The organism is Algibacter sp. L3A6 (genome assembly GCF_009796825.1).
Lineage (GTDB): Bacteria > Bacteroidota > Bacteroidia > Flavobacteriales > Flavobacteriaceae > Algibacter.
In genome coordinates, this window is the sequence record NZ_CP047030.1 from 3,676,396 (window position 1) to 3,696,768 (window position 20,373).

The 20,373-nt window shown below is 32.3% G+C and carries 18 protein-coding genes and 1 pseudogene; 18 read left to right on the forward strand and 1 reads right to left on the reverse strand.

The features are described from left to right. Positions 1–65: 65 nt before the first annotated feature. The 4 genes from sucD to GQR98_RS15275 all read left to right on the forward strand — a co-directional run bounded on the left by sucD (position 66) and on the right by GQR98_RS15275 (position 7,072). Complete coding sequence (sucD, locus tag GQR98_RS15260) at positions 66–941, forward strand: succinate--CoA ligase subunit alpha (RefSeq protein ID WP_159020259.1); 876 nt, start codon at positions 66–68, stop codon at positions 939–941. A 108-nt stretch (positions 942–1,049) separates the two neighbouring features. Then, positions 1,050–4,019 (forward strand): M16 family metallopeptidase, encoded by a 2,970-nt coding sequence (locus tag GQR98_RS15265; RefSeq protein ID WP_159020260.1) that lies wholly within the window; start codon positions 1,050–1,052, stop codon positions 4,017–4,019. Between the two features lie 215 nt (positions 4,020–4,234). Next, entirely contained in the window at positions 4,235–4,981 is a 747-nt protein-coding gene (gene fabG / locus GQR98_RS15270) for a 3-oxoacyl-[acyl-carrier-protein] reductase (RefSeq protein WP_159020261.1), read from the forward strand. Positions 4,982–5,128: 147 nt separating this feature from the next. After that, a complete protein-coding gene (locus GQR98_RS15275) occupies positions 5,129–7,072 on the forward strand; it encodes a VWA domain-containing protein (RefSeq protein ID WP_317164197.1) in 1,944 nt (647 codons plus the stop codon). Between the two features lie 73 nt (positions 7,073–7,145). On the opposite strand, the gene GQR98_RS15280 is transcribed toward GQR98_RS15275, so the two are convergent. Beyond that, entirely contained in the window at positions 7,146–7,946 is an 801-nt protein-coding gene (locus tag GQR98_RS15280; protein ID WP_159020263.1) for a universal stress protein, read from the reverse strand. Positions 7,947–8,106: 160 nt separating this feature from the next. Between GQR98_RS15280 and GQR98_RS15285 the strand changes: the two genes are divergently transcribed. The 14 genes and pseudogenes from GQR98_RS15285 to GQR98_RS15350 all read left to right on the forward strand — a co-directional run bounded on the left by GQR98_RS15285 (position 8,107) and on the right by GQR98_RS15350 (position 20,297). Next, positions 8,107–8,919, forward strand: coding sequence for a prohibitin family protein (locus tag GQR98_RS15285; protein WP_042495022.1), 813 nt, complete (start codon positions 8,107–8,109; stop codon positions 8,917–8,919). A 334-nt stretch (positions 8,920–9,253) separates the two neighbouring features. Then, positions 9,254–10,111, forward strand: coding sequence for an ATP phosphoribosyltransferase (gene hisG / locus GQR98_RS15290; RefSeq protein ID WP_042495399.1), 858 nt, complete (start codon positions 9,254–9,256; stop codon positions 10,109–10,111). A 51-nt stretch (positions 10,112–10,162) separates the two neighbouring features. Continuing rightward, positions 10,163–11,452 carry a histidinol dehydrogenase gene (gene hisD / locus GQR98_RS15295; RefSeq protein WP_159020264.1) on the forward strand — a complete coding sequence of 430 codons (1,290 nt, stop codon included), beginning with the start codon at positions 10,163–10,165 and terminating at the stop codon, positions 11,450–11,452. Further along, positions 11,445–12,470, forward strand: coding sequence for a histidinol-phosphate transaminase (hisC, locus tag GQR98_RS15300; RefSeq protein WP_159020265.1), 1,026 nt, complete (start codon positions 11,445–11,447; stop codon positions 12,468–12,470). Before hisD ends, hisC begins: the two co-directional genes overlap by 8 nt. Continuing rightward, positions 12,470–13,608: pseudogene (gene hisB, locus GQR98_RS15305) on the forward strand (bifunctional histidinol-phosphatase/imidazoleglycerol-phosphate dehydratase HisB). The gene hisC and the pseudogene hisB overlap by 1 nt, the downstream one beginning before the upstream one ends. Before the next feature lie 73 nt (positions 13,609–13,681). After that, positions 13,682–14,263 carry an imidazole glycerol phosphate synthase subunit HisH gene (gene hisH, locus GQR98_RS15310; protein WP_159020266.1) on the forward strand — a complete coding sequence of 194 codons (582 nt, stop codon included), beginning with the start codon at positions 13,682–13,684 and terminating at the stop codon, positions 14,261–14,263. 54 nt (positions 14,264–14,317) lie between these two features. Beyond that, the gene (gene hisA, locus GQR98_RS15315; protein WP_159020267.1) at positions 14,318–15,046 is read left to right on the forward strand and encodes a 1-(5-phosphoribosyl)-5-[(5-phosphoribosylamino)methylideneamino]imidazole-4-carboxamide isomerase; all 729 of its coding nucleotides are present in this window, start codon (positions 14,318–14,320) and stop codon (positions 15,044–15,046) included. Positions 15,047–15,107: 61 nt separating this feature from the next. Then, positions 15,108–15,863 (forward strand): imidazole glycerol phosphate synthase subunit HisF, encoded by a 756-nt coding sequence (gene hisF, locus GQR98_RS15320; protein ID WP_042495030.1) that lies wholly within the window; start codon positions 15,108–15,110, stop codon positions 15,861–15,863. Between the two features lie 42 nt (positions 15,864–15,905). Continuing rightward, entirely contained in the window at positions 15,906–16,499 is a 594-nt protein-coding gene (hisIE, locus tag GQR98_RS15325) for a bifunctional phosphoribosyl-AMP cyclohydrolase/phosphoribosyl-ATP diphosphatase HisIE (protein WP_159020268.1), read from the forward strand. Between the two features lie 10 nt (positions 16,500–16,509). Next, a complete protein-coding gene (locus tag GQR98_RS15330; RefSeq protein ID WP_159020269.1) occupies positions 16,510–17,289 on the forward strand; it encodes a tRNA pseudouridine synthase A in 780 nt (259 codons plus the stop codon). A gap of 151 nt (positions 17,290–17,440) precedes the next feature. Further along, positions 17,441–17,947, forward strand: coding sequence for a Dps family protein (locus GQR98_RS15335; protein WP_159020270.1), 507 nt, complete (start codon positions 17,441–17,443; stop codon positions 17,945–17,947). 58 nt (positions 17,948–18,005) lie between these two features. Then, positions 18,006–18,914, forward strand: coding sequence for a mechanosensitive ion channel family protein (locus GQR98_RS15340; protein WP_074935944.1), 909 nt, complete (start codon positions 18,006–18,008; stop codon positions 18,912–18,914). A gap of 55 nt (positions 18,915–18,969) precedes the next feature. After that, positions 18,970–19,524 (forward strand): hypothetical protein, encoded by a 555-nt coding sequence (locus tag GQR98_RS15345; protein ID WP_159020271.1) that lies wholly within the window; start codon positions 18,970–18,972, stop codon positions 19,522–19,524. An 89-nt stretch (positions 19,525–19,613) separates the two neighbouring features. Next, on the forward strand, positions 19,614–20,297 hold the full coding sequence (locus GQR98_RS15350) for a DUF2461 domain-containing protein (protein ID WP_159020272.1): 684 nt from the start codon (positions 19,614–19,616) through the stop codon (positions 20,295–20,297). The last annotated feature ends 76 nt before the right edge of the window (positions 20,298–20,373 follow it).

The following is a 20,373-nucleotide window of genomic DNA, read 5'->3' on the forward strand; positions in this document are numbered from 1 at the left end:
CTTTAAAAATAGAATTCAAAAAATTACTTTTGTTAAGTAAATAAAATAACGATAAAAAATCTTCTATGAGCGTTTTAGTAAACAAAGATTCAAAAATAATAGTTCAAGGTTTTACAGGTAGTGAAGGTACTTTTCACGCCAGCCAAATGATTGAATACGGAACCAACGTTGTTGGTGGTGTTACACCAGGAAAAGGTGGTCAAACACATTTAGATAGACCTGTTTTCAATACTGTATTAGAGGCAGTAGAGCAAGTAGGAGCAGATACTACCATTATTTTCGTACCGCCAGCTTTTGCTGCCGATGCAATTATGGAAGCTGCCGATGCTGGAATAAAAGTTATTATTACAATCACTGAAGGTATTCCTGTTGCTGATATGATTACAGCATCTAGTTACATAAAAGGTAAAGATTGTCGTTTAATCGGCCCTAACTGTCCAGGTGTTATTACGCCAGGTGAAGCTAAAGTTGGTATTATGCCAGGTTTCGTTTTCAAAAAAGGTACTGTTGGTATTGTTTCTAAATCAGGAACTTTAACTTATGAAGCTGCTGACCAAGTTGTAAAACAAGGTTTAGGTATCACTACAGCTATTGGTATTGGTGGAGATCCAATTATTGGAACATCTACTAAAGAAGCTGTTGAATTATTAATCAACGATCCAGAAACTGAAGCTGTTGTAATGATAGGTGAAATTGGAGGTCAATTAGAAGCTGATGCTGCTAACTGGTATAAAGCTAGTGGAAGTAAAAAACCAGTTGTTGGTTTTATCGCTGGTGAAACTGCACCTGCAGGTCGTACTATGGGACACGCTGGAGCAATTGTTGGTGGTAGTGATGATACTGCACAAGCGAAAAAGACTATTATGAGAGCATGTGGAATTCACGTTGTAGATTCTCCTGCTGAAATTGGAAAGAAAATTGCAGAAGTTTTAGGTAAATAATTACTTACTTAAACTCAAATATAATTCATTTGAAAAATCGTTAACTTTATTTAAGTTAACGATTTTTTTATGCTTAATTTTAAGGACACAATCTAAAAACTTCAATCTATGACTCAAATTAAAACACTTTTTGTGTTTGCAATTTTAGCGACATGCTTTAGTTGTAAAACAGATCAAAACTCAGAAGTTGCTGCTGCTACAACAGCGCATACCGATGCTAATGGGTTTTCTTATGAAATTACGGAAAACGACCCAACTGGTTTAAGGCTTTATACCTTAGAAAATGGTTTAAAAGTTTATCTAAGTAAAAATACCGATGAACCTAAAATCCAGACTTATATTGCTGTTCGTGCGGGTTCTAATTACGATCCTAAGCAATCTACAGGTTTGGCTCATTACCTAGAACACATGGTGTTTAAAGGCACAGATAAAATCGGTACGCTCGATTGGGAAAAAGAAAAAGTGTATTTAGATTCTATTTCTAATTTATATGAAGCACATCGTGCGGAAAGCGATCTTGATAAAAAGGAAGAGTTATACAGAAAAATAGACGAAGTTTCTTTGGAAGCATCAAACTATAGCGTAGCTAACGAGTATGATAAAATGATTAGTTCTTTAGGTGCTACAGGGACCAATGCACATACTTGGTTTGAAGAAACTGTTTATAAAAATAAAATTCCTGCTAATGAATTGGATAAATGGTTAACTGTAGAAAGTGAACGTTTTAGCATGTTGGTATTACGCTTGTTTCATACAGAGTTAGAAGCTGTTTTTGAAGAATTCAATAGAACACAAGATAGTGATTTCAGAAAAGGATATTATGCCATGTTAAAAGGCTTATTCCCTAATCATCCTTATGGTCAACAAACTACAATTGGTAATGCCGAGCATTTAAAAAATCCATCTTTAGTAGATATTCATAATTACTTCAACACGTATTATGTGCCTAATAATATGGCTATGGTGTTAGTTGGCGATTTAGATTTTGATGCTACCATAGCAAAAGTTAATAAAGCTTTTGGTGCATTTGAAAATAAAGAAGTTACTCACCCAATTTTACCAAAAGAAGATGCACTTACATCTCCGGTAACTAAAGAAGTTTTTGGTCCAACAGCTGAAAATGTATCTATAGCGTTTAGAGCTCAGGGTATTGGTAGCGAAGATCAAAAATTTGTAACCTTAGCAGATATGATTCTAGCTAACGGAAACGCTGGTTTAATAGATTTAAATTTAAACCAGAAGCAAGTTGTGCAAAATGCTGGTTGTTCTCCAACGTTTTTAAATGATTATGGTTATCACCAATTTACAGGAACTCCAAAAGAAGGACAATCTCTAGATGATGTTAAAGCACTTTTATTAGAACAAATTGAAAAATTAAAGAAAGGTGAGTTTGAAGATTGGATGATTGATGCTGTGGTAAACGACTTAAAACTAAGTCAAACCAAACAATATGAAAACAGTACGGCTTTAGCTTCGGCATATTACAACGCTTTTATTCATCATGAAGAATGGGCTAGTAAAGTGAAATTTCTAAACGATTTAAAAAAGGTAACCAAGCAAGAATTGGTAGATTTTGCTAACAAATTTTATCAAAACAATTATGTGGTAACCTATAAACGCCAAGGTGAAGATTCTAATATTGTTAAGGTTCAAAACCCTGGTATCACGCCGGTTCATTTAAATAGAGATAAAAGTTCTGAGTTTTTAACCACTTTCAATAATATAGAGTCTGAGGATTTAAAACCAAAGTTTATAGATTATAAAACGGCTATTAAAACTACCGAAACCAATAACGGTATCGAGGTATCTTACATTGAAAATGAATTGAATGATTTATTCGATTTAAATATTATTTTCGATATGGGTGGCGATAACGATAAAAAACTACAACTTGCTGCTAATTATATGGATTACTTGGGTACAGCTAAGTATAGCAACGAGGAGTTAAAAAAGGAGTTTTACAAGCTTGGTGTAAGTTATTATGTTTTTGCTGGTGATGATAAAACTTATGTTGGACTTAATGGTTTAAAAGAAAATTTACCAAAAGGTTTAGAGCTTTTAGAACACCTTTGGAATAATGCTGTTCCAGATCAAGATGCTTATAAAAAATATGTAGAATCTATAATAAAAGGACGTCAAGATAATAAAGGTCAAAAAGGAAGTATTCTTTGGAACGGTTTAATGAGCTATGGTAAATATGGCGAAAAATCTCGTTTAAGAAATATTTACAAAACAGATGAGTTAAATGCTATCGATCCTAAAGAATTGGTTGATATTGTTAAGGATATGAAAAACTACAAACAACGTGTTTTTTATTATGGAAAAGATATTGATGCTGCTGTAGCGGCTCTAAATACAAGTCATACCATCCCTGAAGATCTAAAACAATATCCTGAAGCTTTAGTTTATGAAGAACAAGAAACAGGAGGGAATGTTTATTTCGTAGATTTTGATATGGTACAGTCGGAAATGTTATTCTTAGCAAAAGGAGAACCTTTTAAAGCAGAAAACATTGCAGCTTCAACGTTGTTCAATACTTATTTTGGTAGTGGGTTATCGTCTATTGTATTTCAAGAAATACGCGAATCTAAATCTTTAGCATACTCTGCTTTTTCGAGTTACCAAATGGCTGATGAAAAAGAAAATGCGAATTACGTTATGGCATATATGGGTACACAGGCCAACAAAATGCCACAAGCTGTACGTGCTATGATGGATTTAATGACCGATATGCCTGAAGCTGAGAAACAGTTTAATGCCGCTAAAGAAGCTACTCTTAAGAAAATAGCAGCGCAGCGTATTACTAAATCTAATATTTTCTGGAATTATGAAAGTTTGAAAAAGCGCGGTATTGAGAATGATAACCGAGAAGCGATGTACAATACCATAAAAGATATGAGTATTGAAGATTTACGCGACTTTTTTAATAGTAATATAAAAGGTGAAAACTATAATGTAATGGTTATAGGGAATAAAAAAGACATCGATTTTAAAGGTTTAAAAGAGCTTGGTAAAGTTCAAGAAATGGATGTGGATTTTCTATTTAATTATGAAAAGACAGAAAAATTAAAAATGTAAACAAATAGCCGATAAGTTTTTTAACCTATCGGCTTTTTTTATGTGCAGTTATAATAGGAATTCTTATATTTGATTTTGGTTAAAGGTTAGCAATAATCATTAATAGAATTAGAAATCAACTAAAAATTTATAATCCATTTTAGAAGTAAATACATGGTTAAAACCTAATTATTTAAGGACGCTTGAATGGGAAATAAAAAATAATAAGTAAATACATGAAATTATTAGAAGGAAAAACGGCTATAATTACTGGTGCAAGTAGAGGTATTGGGAAAGGTATAGCTGAAGTTTTTGCACAACATGGTGCAAATGTAGCTTTTACATACAGTTCGTCTGTAGAAGCGGCTAATGCGTTAGAAAAAGATTTAAATGCACTTGGTGTTAAAGCTAAAGGTTACCAAAGTAATGCTGCAAATTTTGACGATGCTCAAAAATTAGCGGCAGATGTAGCTGCTGAGTTTGGAAGTATTGATATTCTTGTAAACAATGCAGGTATCACTAAAGATAATTTATTAATGCGTATTAGTGAAGATGATTTTGATACTGTAATTGAGGTGAACTTAAAATCGGTTTTCAACATGACGAAAGCGGTACAACGTACCATGTTAAAACAACGTAAAGGCTCTATCATTAACATGAGTTCTGTTGTTGGAGTTAAAGGTAATGCTGGGCAGACCAATTATGCGGCATCAAAAGCTGGTATTATTGGTTTTTCTAAATCTGTAGCTTTAGAGTTAGGTTCAAGAAACATTAGAAGTAACGTAGTTGCTCCAGGTTTTATTGAAACTGAAATGACTGCTAAGTTAGATGAAGAAGTTGTGAAAGGATGGCGTGCAGGTATTCCATTAAAACGTGGTGGAACTCCAGAAGATATCGCAAATGTTTGTGTATTTTTAGCTAGTGATATGTCGGCTTATGTAACGGGACAAACCTTGAATGTTGATGGCGGAATGCTAACTTAAAATTATTTTCCATTTCCTCGCAAGAGGGAATTTTATCAAAACACATCAAAAATTTTAATGAGTTCAGAAACTCTATTATACATTATACTCGCTGGAATAGTAGCGCTTTCATTAGCTCTGTTTCAGTATATCAGTAAAAGGAAAAGCATGTCTAAATTGAACATGCTTTTCGCTTTTTTGCGGTTTATTAGTATATTTTCAATTCTTATTTTATTAATAAATCCAAAATTTAATCAAACTACGTTTACTACAGAAAAGCCAAACTTGGTTATCGCTGTAGATAATTCGAATTCTATAAAACATTTTAATCAAAGTGAAAAGGTTAAAACTTTAGTTGAAACAATTTCTACAAATTCAGAATTGAAAGACAAGTTTAATCTTTCATTTTACACTTTTGGAGAAACCTTTAAAGCTTCAGATTCACTTACTTTTTTAGAAAAGCAATCGAACATCAATGAAGCCTTTACTCAATTATCACAAATTTATAAAACAAGTAATGCACCAACAGTTTTAATTTCCGATGGAAATCAAACATTAGGGAACGATTATGAGTTTGCTAGCAATACTTATAAGCAACCTGTTTACTCAATAATATTAGGTGATACTATTACGTATGTCGATTTAAAAATCCAGCAGTTAAACGTCAATAAGTATGCTTATTTAAAAAATAAATTTCCAGTAGAAGCTATTGTTGTTTATAGCGGGAATTCTAATTTAACTTCTAAGTTTGTTGTAAAGGAAGGCAATACTACTGTGTTTTCTCAAAATGTATCATTTTCGAAAAATAACAATTCAGCACTTATTAATTTTAATTTACCAGCTTCTCAAGTAGGGGTTAGTGCTTATAAAGCGTATTTAGTTCCAATAGAAAACGAAAAAAATAAGGTTAATAATTACAAGAATTTCGCTGTAGAAGTTATCGATCAAAAAACTAACATTGCTGTAGTTTCTACGTTTTCGCATCCAGATTTGGGGAGTCTTAAAAAAAGTATAGAAAGTAATGAGCGTAGTACAGTTTCATTTTTTGAGCCAAACGAATTTATTTCAAAAATAAATGACTTTCAATTAGTTATATTGTATCAGCCAAATAATAAGTTTAAACAGTTGATTGCTAAGTTGAATACTGAAAACAAGGATAGATTTATAATAGAAGGAAGTAATACTGATTTAGATTTTCTGAATAAAAACAATACAACTTACGATCAAGAAATAACAGATCAAACAGAAAATTATCAGGCTCAGTTGAACTTAAATTATACGTCTTTTTTGGTAGATGATATTAATTTCGAATCGTTCCCTCCATTAAAATCAAATTATGGATCGGTTGTTTTTTCGGTGCCGTTTGAAACTATTTTATATAAAAACGTTAATGGTATTTCAACTCAAGAACCTTTGTTTGTAACTCTTGAGTCAGGAGGGAGGCGAGAAGCTGTTTTGTTTGGTGAGAATATTTGGAAATGGCGTTCACAGAGTTTTCTAAATTCTAAATCGTTTAATGAATTTGATGATTTCCTTGGTAAGATCATTCAATATTTAGCTTCAAATAAAAAGAGAAATCGTTTAAATGTTGATTACGAATCTTTTTATAATGGAAGTGGGAATATTGTTATTAAAGCTGAGTTTTTTGACAAGAATTTTGTTTTCGATACACGAGAAAGTCTTCAAATAAAGCTAATTGATAACCTTTCAAAAGAAGAGAAAATATTTCCTTTTATTCTTAAAAATAATAACTATCAAGTAGATTTAAGTAGTTTATCGCCTTCAGAATATAGTTTTACTGTTCGTACGTCAAAAGAGAACCTATCGAAATCTGGTAATTTTCAAATTTTAGAATACAATGTGGAACAGCAATTTTTAAATGCAAATTCTAAAAAATTAAAACAATTGGCTGTAAATAGTAATGGTAAGAGTTATTTTATCGATAACCATGAAGCCTTAATCACCGATTTATTAAGTGATGATCGTTATCAGTCTATTCAAAAAAGCCATAACACGAGTCGTCCGTTAATAGATTGGAAGTACTTATTGGCTATTATCGCATTAGCGCTTTCTGCAGAGTGGTTTTTACGTAAATATAAAGGTCTTATTTAATTGAAAAAGAAGCAGTAAACCTTCATGGCAATTGAAGTTTTACTACTTTTTTATATTAAAACTTTGAGATGTATTATCCTCGTATAGATAATAGTGGGATGTCTAATCCAGAAGACATAATACGTGTTTTACTTTTATGAATTAACGAAGACCAGAAGCCGTACTCGTAAGGCACCATAATTAGTATATCGGGTTTGTATTCTAGCATTTCGTTTCTTATTTCGTCTATAACAGCTTCAGATTGCACGTTTTTATAGAAATAAGAGACTTCTTCTAGTGGTTTTAAAATTTCAACGTTACTTTTTAATTCTGATATTTTATTATTTACATGAAAGACTCTTAATTCAGCATCAAACTTTTTAGTAGTCTTCTTAATTTCTTTTAAAATATTAGATGTTAATCCTTTATCCAAATCACAAGCAAATAAAATTTTGTCGATGCTTGTAAATTTTGCTTTTAGCGGCACAGCCAAAATAGGAATCTCAATTTTATTAATAGCTTCGGATGTCGTACTACCTAATAAATCGCCTTCTATGGTTTTTGTGTGCATGCCCATAATAATCATGTCGGCATGATGTTCTTCGATAGCGCGTTGTAATTGTTTAAAGTATTCACCCATGGCAAAATCTACTTTAATTTCAAGGCCATAAGTTTCAGAAAGCTTCTTTGCGCGATTTTCTATTTTAGTTTTTGCATAATCTATAGATTGTAATATGTTTTTGTAAGGCAATCTAGATTGCACCACGTGTATGGATAGAATGTGTAAATGAAAAAGCACCAATTTTGCTTTAACTTTTTTAGCGGTTTGTATAGCGTATAAGGTTGCGTTTTGTGCTTCTTCCGAGAAATCGGATGATATGATAATTGTTTTCATAATATTATAGTTTTAGGGTGTAAAATCTAGATTAAAATTAAGAATTTTCGAGGGAATTAGCTATGGTTTTAACACTTGATTTGTGCTGTCTATAATCGATTTTTAATTCGTTAAACCTGTTTAAATACCTTATCTTTGAGAACTAAATAAAAAATTAAATATGGAAAAATTACCAAAAATTGCATTCCCCTTTATTATTGGAATAATTGTACTAATTATAGTTGTATCAAAATCTTTAGTAACCATTGGCCCTGGTGAAGGTGGTGTTTTATTTGAGCCTTTAGGTGGTGGTGTAAATACGGAACATACTTATGGTGAAGGTTTCCATATTGTAGCACCATGGAACGATATGATTGTTCAAAAGGTACGCCAGCAATCTATTTCAGAAAACATGAATGTACTTTCTGTAAATGGTTTAGATATTACTGTAAGTGGAACAATTTGGTTTCAACCAGAGTTTAAAAACTTAGGTAATTTAATACAAACAAAAGGTGAAGATTATATTCGTGAGCTTTTAAACCCAGCGATTAATGCGGCAGCAAAAAGTGTTGTAGGGCGTTATACTCCAGAGCAATTATATTCTAGTAAAAGAGATATTATTGAATTAGAGATTTTGGAAGAAGTAAGAAACGAGTTAGATGGTCAGTTTGTTAATGTAAAACGTGTTCTTGTAGAAAATGTAAAACTACCAACGACTATTAAAGATGCTATTGAGCGTAAACTTAAACAAGAGCAAGAATCTTTAGAATACGAGTTTAGATTAGTTACTGCCAAAAAAGAAGCCGAAAAAGTAATTATTGAAGCGCAAGGTAAAGCTGATGCAAATAGAATTTTAAGTGCATCGCTTACAGATAAAATACTTCAAGATAAAGGTATTGAGGCTACAGTAAAATTATCTGAATCTCCAAATAGTAAAACTATTATTATTGGTTCTGGAGATAGTGGATTACCTATTATTTTAGGAAATCAATAATTAAATTGAACAGTATGGATTAAACAACGCAGTATTTTAAACCTTATTTTGAAGATTAATTAATCTTTTTTTAATAAAACTAAGGAAAGTATAAATATTGAAAATTTAATTCTGAATAATTTGGCGTTTTAAACATATATTTTGCATATTTGTAGCGTTATAAAAACAAAAGACATGACTTTTATTCAAATACATCATCATTTTCAAATTTGCTCTCAGGCGAAGTGAAAATGTATTGAATAAAATCAACATATATTTAAACCCGTTTGAGCCAATCAAGCGGGTTTATTTTTTTAAACCAACGAGATTGTTTCAAACTCATAAACCAAATAAAATGAGTAACTTAAGAATTGCAGTACAAAAATCAGGACGTTTAAATGAAGACTCAATGGCGCTTCTAAAAGATATCGGTATTTCTATCGATAACGGTAAAGATCAATTGAAAGCTTCGGCTAAAGGGTTTCCTGTAGAAGTGTTTTATTTAAGAAATGGAGACATTCCTCAATATTTAAAAGATGGTGTTGTAGATGCCGCTATTATCGGAGAGAATGTTTTAATTGAAAAAGGAGAAGGTATCAATGTGGTTGAAAAATTAGGTTTTTCTTCATGCCGTGTTTGTATTGCTGTGCCAAAAGATGCCGATTACAATGGTGTTAAAGATTTAGATGGTACGCGTATCGCGACATCTTATCCAAATACAGTACAACAGTATTTAGAGAAAAATGGTATTACAGCAAACCTTCATATTATTAATGGTTCTGTAGAAATTGCACCAAATATTGGTTTAGCCGATGCTATTTGTGATATTGTTTCTAGTGGAAGTACACTGTTTAAAAACAATTTAAAAGAAGTTGAAACTATTTTAACTTCGGAAGCAGTACTTGCGGTTTCTCCAGTTTTAAGTGAAGAAAAGCAAGCTATTCTAGATACTATTCAATTTAGGATTCAATCGGTTTTAAAAGGAAGAAACTCTAAGTATGTGCTTTTAAATGCACCTAATGATAAGCTAGACGCTATTATTTCATTATTACCAGGTATGAAAAGTCCAACGGTATTGCCATTAGCGCAAGAAGGATGGAGTTCTGTACACTCGGTAATCCCGAAAAACGATTTCTGGAATATTATTGAAGGCCTAAAAGCAAATGGCGCACAAGGTATTTTAGTTTGTCCAATTGAAAAAATGGTGCTTTAATTAATTTGTTTTTCTATTTCCGTAAAAACGGAAATCTCAAAATGTAAGAGTATGCAAATAATAAACAATCCAAATAAAAGCGATTGGTCGGAAATTTTAAAACGTCCAACCCAAACAGTTAATGATATTGAAGGCACTGTAACACGTGTTTTTCAAGATGTCGTTGCTAGAGGTGATGCGGCTATAAAAGAATATACTGTTCGTTTTGATGGTGTAGATTTAGAGTCTAATATTGTGTCTACCGAAGAGATTGAAGCGGCTGTAAACGTGGTTGCAGAACCACTTAAAAATGCTATAAAAAAAGCAAAGCATAATATTGAAGTTTTTCATAAAGCTCAAAAAACAACTAAAGTTGAAGTAGAAACAACGAACGGTGTATCGTGCTGGCAAGAAAAAAGACCTATCGAAAAAGTAGGTTTGTATATTCCTGGCGGAACGGCTCCATTGTTTTCAACAGTTTTAATGTTGGCAGTTCCTGCTCAAATTGCAGGTTGTAAAGAGATAGTTTTATGTTCTCCTCCTAATAAAAAAGGAGAACTGGCTCCAGAAATTTTATTTGCGGCAAATTTATGTGGTGTTACCAAAATTATTAAAGTTGGTGGTATTCAGGCTGTTGCTGGTTTAACTTTTGGGACAGAAACTATACCTCAAGTTTATAAAATTTTCGGACCAGGAAATCAATTTGTAACCGTGGCTAAGCAATTAGCAACTAAACACGGTGTAGCTATAGATATGCCGGCCGGACCAAGTGAGTTATTAGTTGTTGCCGATAAGAGCGCAAATGCGTCTTATATTGCTTCAGATTTATTAAGTCAAGCTGAACATGGTACGGACAGTCAGGTTATTTTGGTTTCAACTTCAAAAGATATTATTGAAAAGGTTTCTACTGAAATTGAGAATCAATTAGAAGTACTTCCGCGTAAAGCGATTGCAGAAAAAGCGATTGCTAATTCTAAGCTGATTTATGTTGAAAATCATGAGATTGCCTTAGAAATGATAAATGAGTACGGCCCAGAACATTTTATTATTTGTACTGAAGCTAATGACTTTTATGTTGATGGTATTCGCAATGCGGGTTCTGTTTTTATTGGTGATTATACACCAGAAAGTGCAGGAGATTATGCTTCGGGAACTAACCATACTTTACCAACTAACGGATTTAGCAAAGCGTATTCGGGGGTGAATTTAGATAGTTTTTTAAAGCAAATGACGTTTCAGAAGATATCTAAAGAGGGCTTGCTAAATATTGGAGAAACTATTGAGTTAATGGCAGAGGCCGAAGGTTTACAAGCGCACAAAAACGCAGTGTCTATCCGTTTAAATGATTTGAGAAATGATTAATTTAAAAGATATTGTTAGAGATAACATCTGGAATTTAAAAGCGTATTCGTCTGCAAGAGATGAATTTAAAGGGACGGCAGATGTCTTTTTAGACGCTAATGAGAATCCTTACGGAATATTAAATAGATATCCAGATCCACACCAAAAGGCGATAAAAGAAAAACTATCTATTCTTAAAAAGGTAGAAACAAATCAAATTTTTATTGGTAATGGAAGTGATGAAGTTATAGAATTAGCCTTTCGTATTTTCTGTGAACCAGGAAAAGATAAGGTTTTAACCTTTTCGCCAACCTATGGTATGTACGATGTATCTGCGAATATCAATAATATTGAGTTGATCAAACAGCCGTTAATTAATGATTTTCAGATCAGCCTAAATCAATTACAACCGTATTTAGATTTTGAAGATATAAAAATCATCTTTATCTGTTCGCCAAATAACCCAACAGGAAACATATTAAATACTGAAGACCTTGAATATATTTTAGAAAATTTCAATGGTATTGTAATTGTCGATGAGGCATACATTGATTTTAGTTTGCAAGATTCTTTCATTAAAAATATTAATAAGTATAACAATTTAATTGTTAGTCAAACCTTTAGTAAAGCTTGGGGATTGGCTGGCGTGAGAGTAGGTGTGGCTTATGCAAGCGAAGCTATTATTAATTTATACAATCGTGTAAAACCACCTTATAATGTAAGCACATTAAATCAGGATGCCGTTTTAGATCGGTTAAATAATTTAGATGAAGTAAAACGTAATATTGATGCTATTCTTTTAGAGCGTACAAAATTAAAAGAGGCTTTAATTAAGCTGCCTTTAGTAAAAAAAATATATCCTACAGATGCCAATTTTTTATTGATTGAAGTAGACAATGCCGACAAGCTTTATCAATATTTAATTGATAAAAAAGTAATTGTTAGAAATAGAAATACGCAAGTAGATAACTGTATTCGTATTACGGTTGGTACACCTGCAGAGAACAAAATATTAATAGATACTTTAAATTCTTTATAATGAAGAAAGTACTTTTTATTGACAGAGACGGAACTTTGGTTTTAGAGCCGCCAGTAGATTATCAATTAGATAGTTTAGAGAAACTAGAATATTATCCTAAGGTATTTCAATACATGGCTAAAATAGCTAGTGAGTTGGATTACGAATTGGTAATGGTTACTAATCAAGATGGTTTGGGAACTGATTCTTTTCCTGAAGATACGTTTTGGGGACCTCAAAATAAAATTATTGATGCTTTCGCTAAAGAAGGGTGTTGTTTTTACAGAAGTGTATATTGATAAAACATTTCCTCATGAAAATGCTGAAACACGTAAGCCTAGAACAGGCTTATTAACAAAATATTTTTCTGAAGATTACGATTTAGAAAATTCTTTTGTATTAGGTGATAGAATTACCGATATGGAATTGGCTAAAAACTTAGGAGCAAAAGGTATTTTCTTATCTGAAGATCCTGAATTGGGAGCAGATGAAATAGAAACTTCTAAACAAGCCATTTTAGACTGCATTGCTTTAACAAGCAGAGATTGGAAAAACTATTTATGATTTTCTAAAATTGGAAGATCGCGTTCAAGAAATTACTAGAAATACCAATGAAACTAAAATTTATATTAAGTTGAATTTGGATGGTTCTGGTAAGAATGATATTAACACGGGTTTATCGTTTTTCGATCACATGTTAGATCAAATTGGTCGTCATGGCGCGATGGATTTAACTGTAAAAGTAGATGGTGATTTAAATGTAGATGAACACCATACTATTGAAGATACCATGATTGCTTTAGGTGAATTATTCAATAAAGCTCTAGGTAATAAATTAGGTATTGAGCGTTACGGATTCTGTTTACCAATGGACGACTGTTTAGCACAAGGTGCTGTAGATTTTGGTGGTAGAAACTGGTTAGAATGGGATGCGGAATTTAAACGTGAGAAAATTGGTGATATGCCAACTGAAATGTTTTTCCACTTGTTTAAATCGTTTACTGATGGCGCAAAATGTAATTTAAATGTTAAGGCTGAAGGCGTAAACGAACACCATAAAATAGAAGGTATTTTTAAAGCTTTCGCAAAAGCAATGAAAATGGCTGTTAAACGCGATTCGAACAAAATGTTTTTGCCAAGCACAAAAGGGATGTTATAGAATAGTTTTTGGCTTTTAGTTACTGGTTATTATTGTAACCAGAAATGAACGACGAAAAACGAACAACAAGAAAATGAAATTAGTTATAATAAATTACGGAGCCGGAAATATAAAAAGTATACAGTTTGCTTTTAAACGCTTAGGTGTCGATGCTATTTTATCGAACGATCCTGAAGAAATTTTGGCGGCCGATAAAATTATTTTTCCTGGTGTTGGAGAGGCGAGTTCTGCCATGAAAATGTTAGAAGAAAGCGGATTGGCAACGTTAATTCCGACTTTAAAACAGCCGGTTTTAGGCATTTGTTTGGGTATGCAACTGATGTGTAAAACCACTGAAGAAGGTGATACCAAAGGGTTGAGCATTTTTCAAACCGATGTAAAACGTTTTGATCATTCTGTAAAAGTACCACATATGGGATGGAACGTTATTAAAGATTTAAAATCCGATTTATTTAAGGGTTTAAAAGAAAACGAATACATGTATTTGGTGCATAGTTATTATGCTGAGCATTGTAAAGAAACTATTGCAAAAACAGATTATGGATTAAATTATGCATCGGCTTTACAACACAATAATTTCTATGGTGTACAATTTCACCCAGAAAAAAGTGGAACCGAAGGCGCTAAAATTTTACAAAACTTTCTAAACCTTTAGTTTCATTCATTAAAATAGAACGAAACAAAAACTATTAACAAGTAACCAATAACGATGAGAATAATACCAGCAATAGACATTATAGACGGGAAATGTGTTCGACTTTCAAAAGGCGATTATAGCACAAAAAAAATATATAATGAACATCCTTTAGAAATCGCTAAACAATTTGAAGCTCATGGTATTGAGTTTTTACATTTAGTAGATTTAGATGGCGCTAAGGCTAGTCATATTGTAAATCATAAAGTTTTGGAAGAAATAGCTTCTAAAACGAGTTTGAAAATTGATTTTGGTGGTGGTTTAAAAACGGATGATGATTTAAGAATTGCATTTGAATCTGGTGCTGGTCAAATTACTGGTGGTAGTATTGCGGTTAAACAACCTGATGTTTTTAAAAGTTGGTTATCTAAATTTGGTGCCGACAAAATTATTTTGGGAGCGGATGCTAACAACGAAAAGATAGCTATTAGTGGTTGGTTAGAAGAATCTGATGAAGATTTAATTCCCTTTGTTCAAAATTATCAAAAAGAAGGTGTGCAGTATGTTATTTGTACAGATATTGCTAAAGATGGTATGTTAGAAGGTCCTTCTTTCGATTTGTATGAAAAAATGTTGGCACAACTACCAAATATAAAATTAATAGCAAGTGGTGGTATTTCAACGTTTGATGAATTACCAAAATTAGCCGAACTAGGTTGCGAAGGCACCATAATTGGGAAAGCCATTTACGAGAATAAAATAAGCTTAAAACAATTAGAGGATTTCATTTTAAATAAATCCTAATCCGTTTTTAGAAAGTCATTTATTAATAGTGAACAACTAAAAACCAACAACATTAAAAATAATGCTTACAAAAAGAATAATTCCTTGCTTAGATATTAAAAACGGTCGTACTGTAAAAGGTGTGAACTTTGTAGATTTACGCGACGCTGGTGATCCGGTAGAATTGGCAAAACAATATGCCGATGTTGGTGCCGACGAACTTGTTTTTCTTGATATTTCGGCTACTTTAGAAGGTCGTGGCACTACGTTAGATATGGTTTTACGTGTTGCAGAACAAGTTAATATTCCGTTTACAGTAGGTGGTGGGATTTCTTCTGTAGAGCATGTAGACGAGCTTTTACATTGTGGTGCAGATAAGGTATCTATAAATTCATCGGCAGTAAAGCGTCCTGAATTAGTAAACGAGTTATCAAATAAATTTGGAAGTCAGTGTGTGGTTGTCGCTATCGATGCTAAACAAGTTGACGGACAATGGAAAGTGCATTTAGCTGGCGGAAGTATTCCAACGGATATTGATTTATTCGAATGGGCTAAAGAGGTTGAAACACGTGGTGCAGGTGAAATTTTATTTACATCAATGAATCATGATGGTACAAAAAATGGTTTTGCTAATGAAGCTTTAGCTAAATTATCAGAAAGCTTGAATATTCCAATAATAGCATCGGGAGGTGCGGGTAATGTTCAACATTTTATTGATACCTTTGAAATCGGAAAATCGGATGCAGCTTTGGCTGCTAGTGTTTTTCACTTTGGTGAAATTCCAATTCCTGAATTAAAGAAAGAATTAAAAGCAAATAATATCGAAGTACGACTTTAGTCGTCATGCTGAATCTAATTCAGCAACCTATAAAATTTTATTATGACTATTAAATACGACAGTAACGGACTAGTGCCTGCAATTATTCAAGATGCAACAACAAAAAATGTTTTGATGTTGGGGTATATGAATGCTGAATCTTACGAGAAAACTTTAGAAACTAAGACAGTTACTTTTTTTAGCAGAAGTAAGCAACGTCTTTGGACTAAAGGTGAAGAAAGTGGTAACTTTTTAAACGTAGTCGATATTAAAAACGATTGTGATAACGATTCTCTTTTAATACAGGTAAATCCTGTTGGGCCAACCTGCCATACCGGAACTGATACGTGTTGGAAAGAAGAAAATAAATCTAATTACGGATTCTTTTCAACGTTAGAAGATGTTATTACGGAGCGCGTTGCTAATAAGGATACTCAAAAATCTTATGTAGCGAGTTTGTTTGCAAAAGGTATTAATAAAGTGGCACAAAAAGTAGGTGAGGAGGCTGTAGAAACGGTTATTGAAGCTATGGATAATAACGATGAGTTATTTCTATACGAATCTGCCGATTTAATGTTTCATTACCTCATGTTGCTTCAAGCTAAAGGCTTCACATTAAAGGATATTGAAAAGGAATTAATAGGTAGACACAAGTAAAATATTCCTTTTGAAAAAGTATTTTTATTTAATTACCATACAATATTTGGGTTATCGTTTTCATGGTTGGCAAAAACAGCCGAACGTGAAAACGTTGCATTTAATGGTGGATAGAACGTTTAATTTTATCTTAGAAGGTAAACGTTTTAAGAGTTTAAGTTCGGGTAGAACAGATGCTATGGTGTCTGCAGAATGTGCTGCAATAGAGCTGTTTTTATTCGAACCTATTGAAGATATACCAGCTTTTCTAGAGCTTTTTAATCGTAATTTACCGCAAGATATTCGAGCCCTAGAAATTAAGGAAGTTGATGCCAAATTCAATATTATTCAAAGCTCTAAAATTAAAGAATACTTATACTTATTTGCGCATGGCGAAAAGTGTCATCCTTTTTGCGCACCTATAATGACAACGATTCTTGACGAGTTGGATATTGAACTCATGAAAGAAGGTGCTAAGTTGTTCGAGGGCGAAAATTATTTAAAAACTTACTGCTACAAACCTACCGATAATGGAGTTTACACCCGCGAAATTATGCTGTGTGAATTGGTAGAAAACACTTTATATACAGCCAACTATTTTCCTGAAAAAACATATATCCTACGTGTGCAAGGCAAAGGTTTTATGCGAAACCAAATCCGTTTAATGATGGGGACGCTTATAGATTTAGGAAAAGGCAAGCTATCACTTCAAGATATAAAGGATAGTTTAAAACCTGATAACGATATTAAGATGAATTATATCGCTCCAGCATCGGGTTTAATACTAAAAAACATTGATTTTATAGATTAATTTATAATCTTTTCTTCTTAATAATTTTAACTTTTTGGGATTTATTTAACATAATTTAAGTTAAATAAATCTTAATACCGTTAAAGCCTGTTAAAGGCCTTGACATTTTTTATATAGCCATTATATTGGGTGGGAACACAAACAATAAATTATGAGCTATTTAAAAATGAATGATGAGGACTTATTACCCGTGGTGGTAGAAATGAATATTTTATTAGCTGACTACCACGTTTACTATCAAAAATTACGAAGCAACCATTGGAATATTGTTGGAAGAAATTTTTTCGATTTACACGAAAAATTTGAGTCCATGTATAATGATGCTCGCGTAAAAATTGATGAAATCGCAGAGCGTATCTTAACGCTACGTTATCACCCAATGAGTCAAATGGAAGATTATCTTAAATCTTCAACTATAAAAGAAAAAGCCGTGCTTAAATCCGATCGCGCTATGGTTTTAGAAACCTTAAACGATCATAAATTACTTTTGCAACAAATGGGAAAAGTAATGGAGAAAGCAAATGCAGCTACGGATGAAGGGACAGCCGATTTAATTGGTGCCTATATTCGAGAACTTGAGAAAACGAGTTGGATGCTTGAAGCTTGGACAAAAAAGCCTTCTGAGGTTGCACATCCTGAAGTTGCGGAGGTGATGTAAGTTTCGTTAATTTTTCTTAAAAATTAATTAATAAATCATAAAAAAAATATTTACAAAAATGGATACAGCATTTAGTGAGGCATTTGATGGCCTTGTAACAAAATTAGAAGGTTGGTTTGCAACCATAATACATTATTTACCCAATATAGCACTAGCAATTTTAGTGTCAGTAGCTGCATATTTTGTAGCGAAATATGTTAATAATTTTACTTATAAAATTATTTCAAAACGAGTGAAACAAGACTCTGTTTCTAAAATGATGTCTCGGATTGCTGCAGTAGTTGTAGTGCTAATAGGTTTATATATATCTTTAGGAATACTTAATTTAAGTAAAACATTAACTTCGTTATTAGCTACAGCCGGTGTTGCTGGTTTAGCAATTGGTTTAGCATTACAAAACACGTTAAGTAATACGGTTGCAGGTATATCTCTTTCGTTTAGAGAGAAAATACAAATTGGAAATTGGGTAGAAACCAATGGCCATTCAGGAGAGGTAATGGATATAAATTTAAAAGAGTTTGTTATAAAGGAAGCCGATAATAATATTGTGATTCTTCCTAATAAAATGATTCTAGAAAATCCTTTAAAAAATTATTCTTTAACAACCAGAATGCGTGTCGCATTAAATTGTGGTGTTGGGTATGAATCGGATTTGGAAGAAGTAAAAAGATTAACAAAACAAACTATAGCAGAAACTTTTGACCAAGTAGAGAGCGCAGATGATGTTGAGTTTTATTATGAAGAATTTGGAGGAAGTTCTATTAATTATTTATGTAGATTTTGGATTGATTCTGAAAGTTTACTTGAAAAATATAGAGCAAAAACATCTGCTATTATTGCAATAAAGAAAGCTTATGATAAGGCTGGAATTAATATTCCGTTCCCTATTAGAACGTTACAATTTGACAACAAATTATCTGTAGAAGGAGAACAAGTAGCGAAACAGAATGAATTCTCTAACAACTAGAGTAGGTTTATCATTCGTGATAAATTATTAATTCAAATTATTAAAAATAAAAACAATGAAAAATTATATATACATGTTTGTATTGCTTGTTTGCGGTACAGCCATGGCACAAGAAAAACCAAAAGAAGTAAAACAAGAAACCATTGAAAAAACGGTTAAATACAATAACGGAGAAGAAATAACTGAAAGTAAACTTAAAGTTATTTCTCGTGAAACATCTAACGTGGAATTGGCTTTGGATGACAAAGAAAAGGTAGATCAACAACGTGTTGCAACAGCTAAAAAGGTTGAGACTATGGTAATGGTAGATGATGATTTGGATCCTGATTACGATTTGTTATCTAAGGAAACTCACTTTATAAGTGATGATAAAAGTTTCAAATTTTCGCCTAGTGATGGCGGATTCAATATTATTTTCGATAATAATGATAATGAGTTTGTTGTTGTTGGAAAAGCTTGGAGCACTAAAAACCCTGGGAGTTATATTGTAAAAGGAGAAACATATAACGGCATTGGTTACTTAACCGAGAAAGGTGAGTTTGTTGTAGAGCATTACAATGCTGATTCTAAAAGTATAGAAACAGTTTCATACAAGCCAGTAAAACTATAATAGATAACGGTGTTAAGTTATTTATAAAAGTCCCGATTCGTTCGGGACTTTTTGTATTTTAGATGTTCAATAAAAGGAAAGTAATATATATGAGTGTTTCTGTGCCGAAAGCGGCTTTTACATATTTAAAAAAGTTAGAAAAAAATAATAATCGCGAATGGTTTGGAGAACATAAGCCAGAGTTTCAGTCTGTTCAAAAAGATATAAAAGTATTTTATAATGAGCTGTTAGAGGCTTTAAGTACGCATGATGAAATTGATAAACTTAAAATTTTTAGAATTTATAGAGATGTCAGATTTTCTAAAAACAAGCTACCGTACAAATCACATTTTAGTGGTTCTTACCATAGAGTAAAACCAAGATTACGTGGTGGTTACCATGTGCAAATAAAACCAAATAACGAAAGTTTTATTGCTACCGGATTTTGGGATCCTGCTCCGTCCGATTTAATGCGTATTCGAAAAGAGTTTGAAATGGACGATTCTGAAATTCGTGAGATTATTAGTGAACAAACATTTAAAAAAACTTGGGGTGGCTTTGTTGGAGATGAAGTAAAAACAGCGCCACGCGGATTTAATAAAGAAGATAAAGCTATTGATTTAATTAAAAAAAAACAATATATTTTTATAAAGAAATATACTGATACCGAAGTTTTAGACCCTGATTTTATAAACGAAGTAAGTTCTGCATTTAAGGTGATTCGTCCATTTTTCGATTATATGAGTGATGTGTTAACCACTGATTTAAATGGAGTGTCTTTGATTGAGGATTAGTTTTTTGTTCATTCATAAATAAAATAAAAAAGCGCCCTTAAAACAACTTGTTTTAAGGGCGCTTTTTTATAATCTA

Excerpts from the sequence above, each read along its gene's own strand:
- GQR98_RS15335 (WP_159020270.1), top strand. The coding sequence starts at position 17,441 with ATGAGCTATTTAAAAATGAATGATGAGGACTTATTACCCGTGGTGGTA.
- GQR98_RS15350 (WP_159020272.1), top strand. The coding sequence starts at position 19,614 with ATGAGTGTTTCTGTGCCGAAAGCGGCTTTTACATATTTAAAAAAGTTA.
- GQR98_RS15275 (WP_317164197.1), top strand. The coding sequence starts at position 5,129 with ATGTCTAAATTGAACATGCTTTTCGCTTTTTTGCGGTTTATTAGTATA.
- GQR98_RS15340 (WP_074935944.1), top strand. The coding sequence starts at position 18,006 with ATGGATACAGCATTTAGTGAGGCATTTGATGGCCTTGTAACAAAATTA.
- GQR98_RS15265 (WP_159020260.1), top strand. The coding sequence starts at position 1,050 with ATGACTCAAATTAAAACACTTTTTGTGTTTGCAATTTTAGCGACATGC.
- sucD (WP_159020259.1), top strand. The coding sequence starts at position 66 with ATGAGCGTTTTAGTAAACAAAGATTCAAAAATAATAGTTCAAGGTTTT.
- hisG (WP_042495399.1), top strand. The coding sequence starts at position 9,254 with ATGAGTAACTTAAGAATTGCAGTACAAAAATCAGGACGTTTAAATGAA.
- hisH (WP_159020266.1), top strand. The coding sequence starts at position 13,682 with ATGAAATTAGTTATAATAAATTACGGAGCCGGAAATATAAAAAGTATA.
- hisA (WP_159020267.1), top strand. The coding sequence starts at position 14,318 with ATGAGAATAATACCAGCAATAGACATTATAGACGGGAAATGTGTTCGA.
- hisD (WP_159020264.1), top strand. The coding sequence starts at position 10,163 with ATGCAAATAATAAACAATCCAAATAAAAGCGATTGGTCGGAAATTTTA.
- GQR98_RS15345 (WP_159020271.1), top strand. The coding sequence starts at position 18,970 with ATGAAAAATTATATATACATGTTTGTATTGCTTGTTTGCGGTACAGCC.
- hisF (WP_042495030.1), top strand. The coding sequence starts at position 15,108 with ATGCTTACAAAAAGAATAATTCCTTGCTTAGATATTAAAAACGGTCGT.
- GQR98_RS15285 (WP_042495022.1), top strand. The coding sequence starts at position 8,107 with ATGGAAAAATTACCAAAAATTGCATTCCCCTTTATTATTGGAATAATT.
- hisC (WP_159020265.1), top strand. The coding sequence starts at position 11,445 with ATGATTAATTTAAAAGATATTGTTAGAGATAACATCTGGAATTTAAAA.
- GQR98_RS15280 (WP_159020263.1), bottom strand. The coding sequence starts at position 7,946 with ATGAAAACAATTATCATATCATCCGATTTCTCGGAAGAAGCACAAAAC.
- hisIE (WP_159020268.1), top strand. The coding sequence starts at position 15,906 with ATGACTATTAAATACGACAGTAACGGACTAGTGCCTGCAATTATTCAA.
- fabG (WP_159020261.1), top strand. The coding sequence starts at position 4,235 with ATGAAATTATTAGAAGGAAAAACGGCTATAATTACTGGTGCAAGTAGA.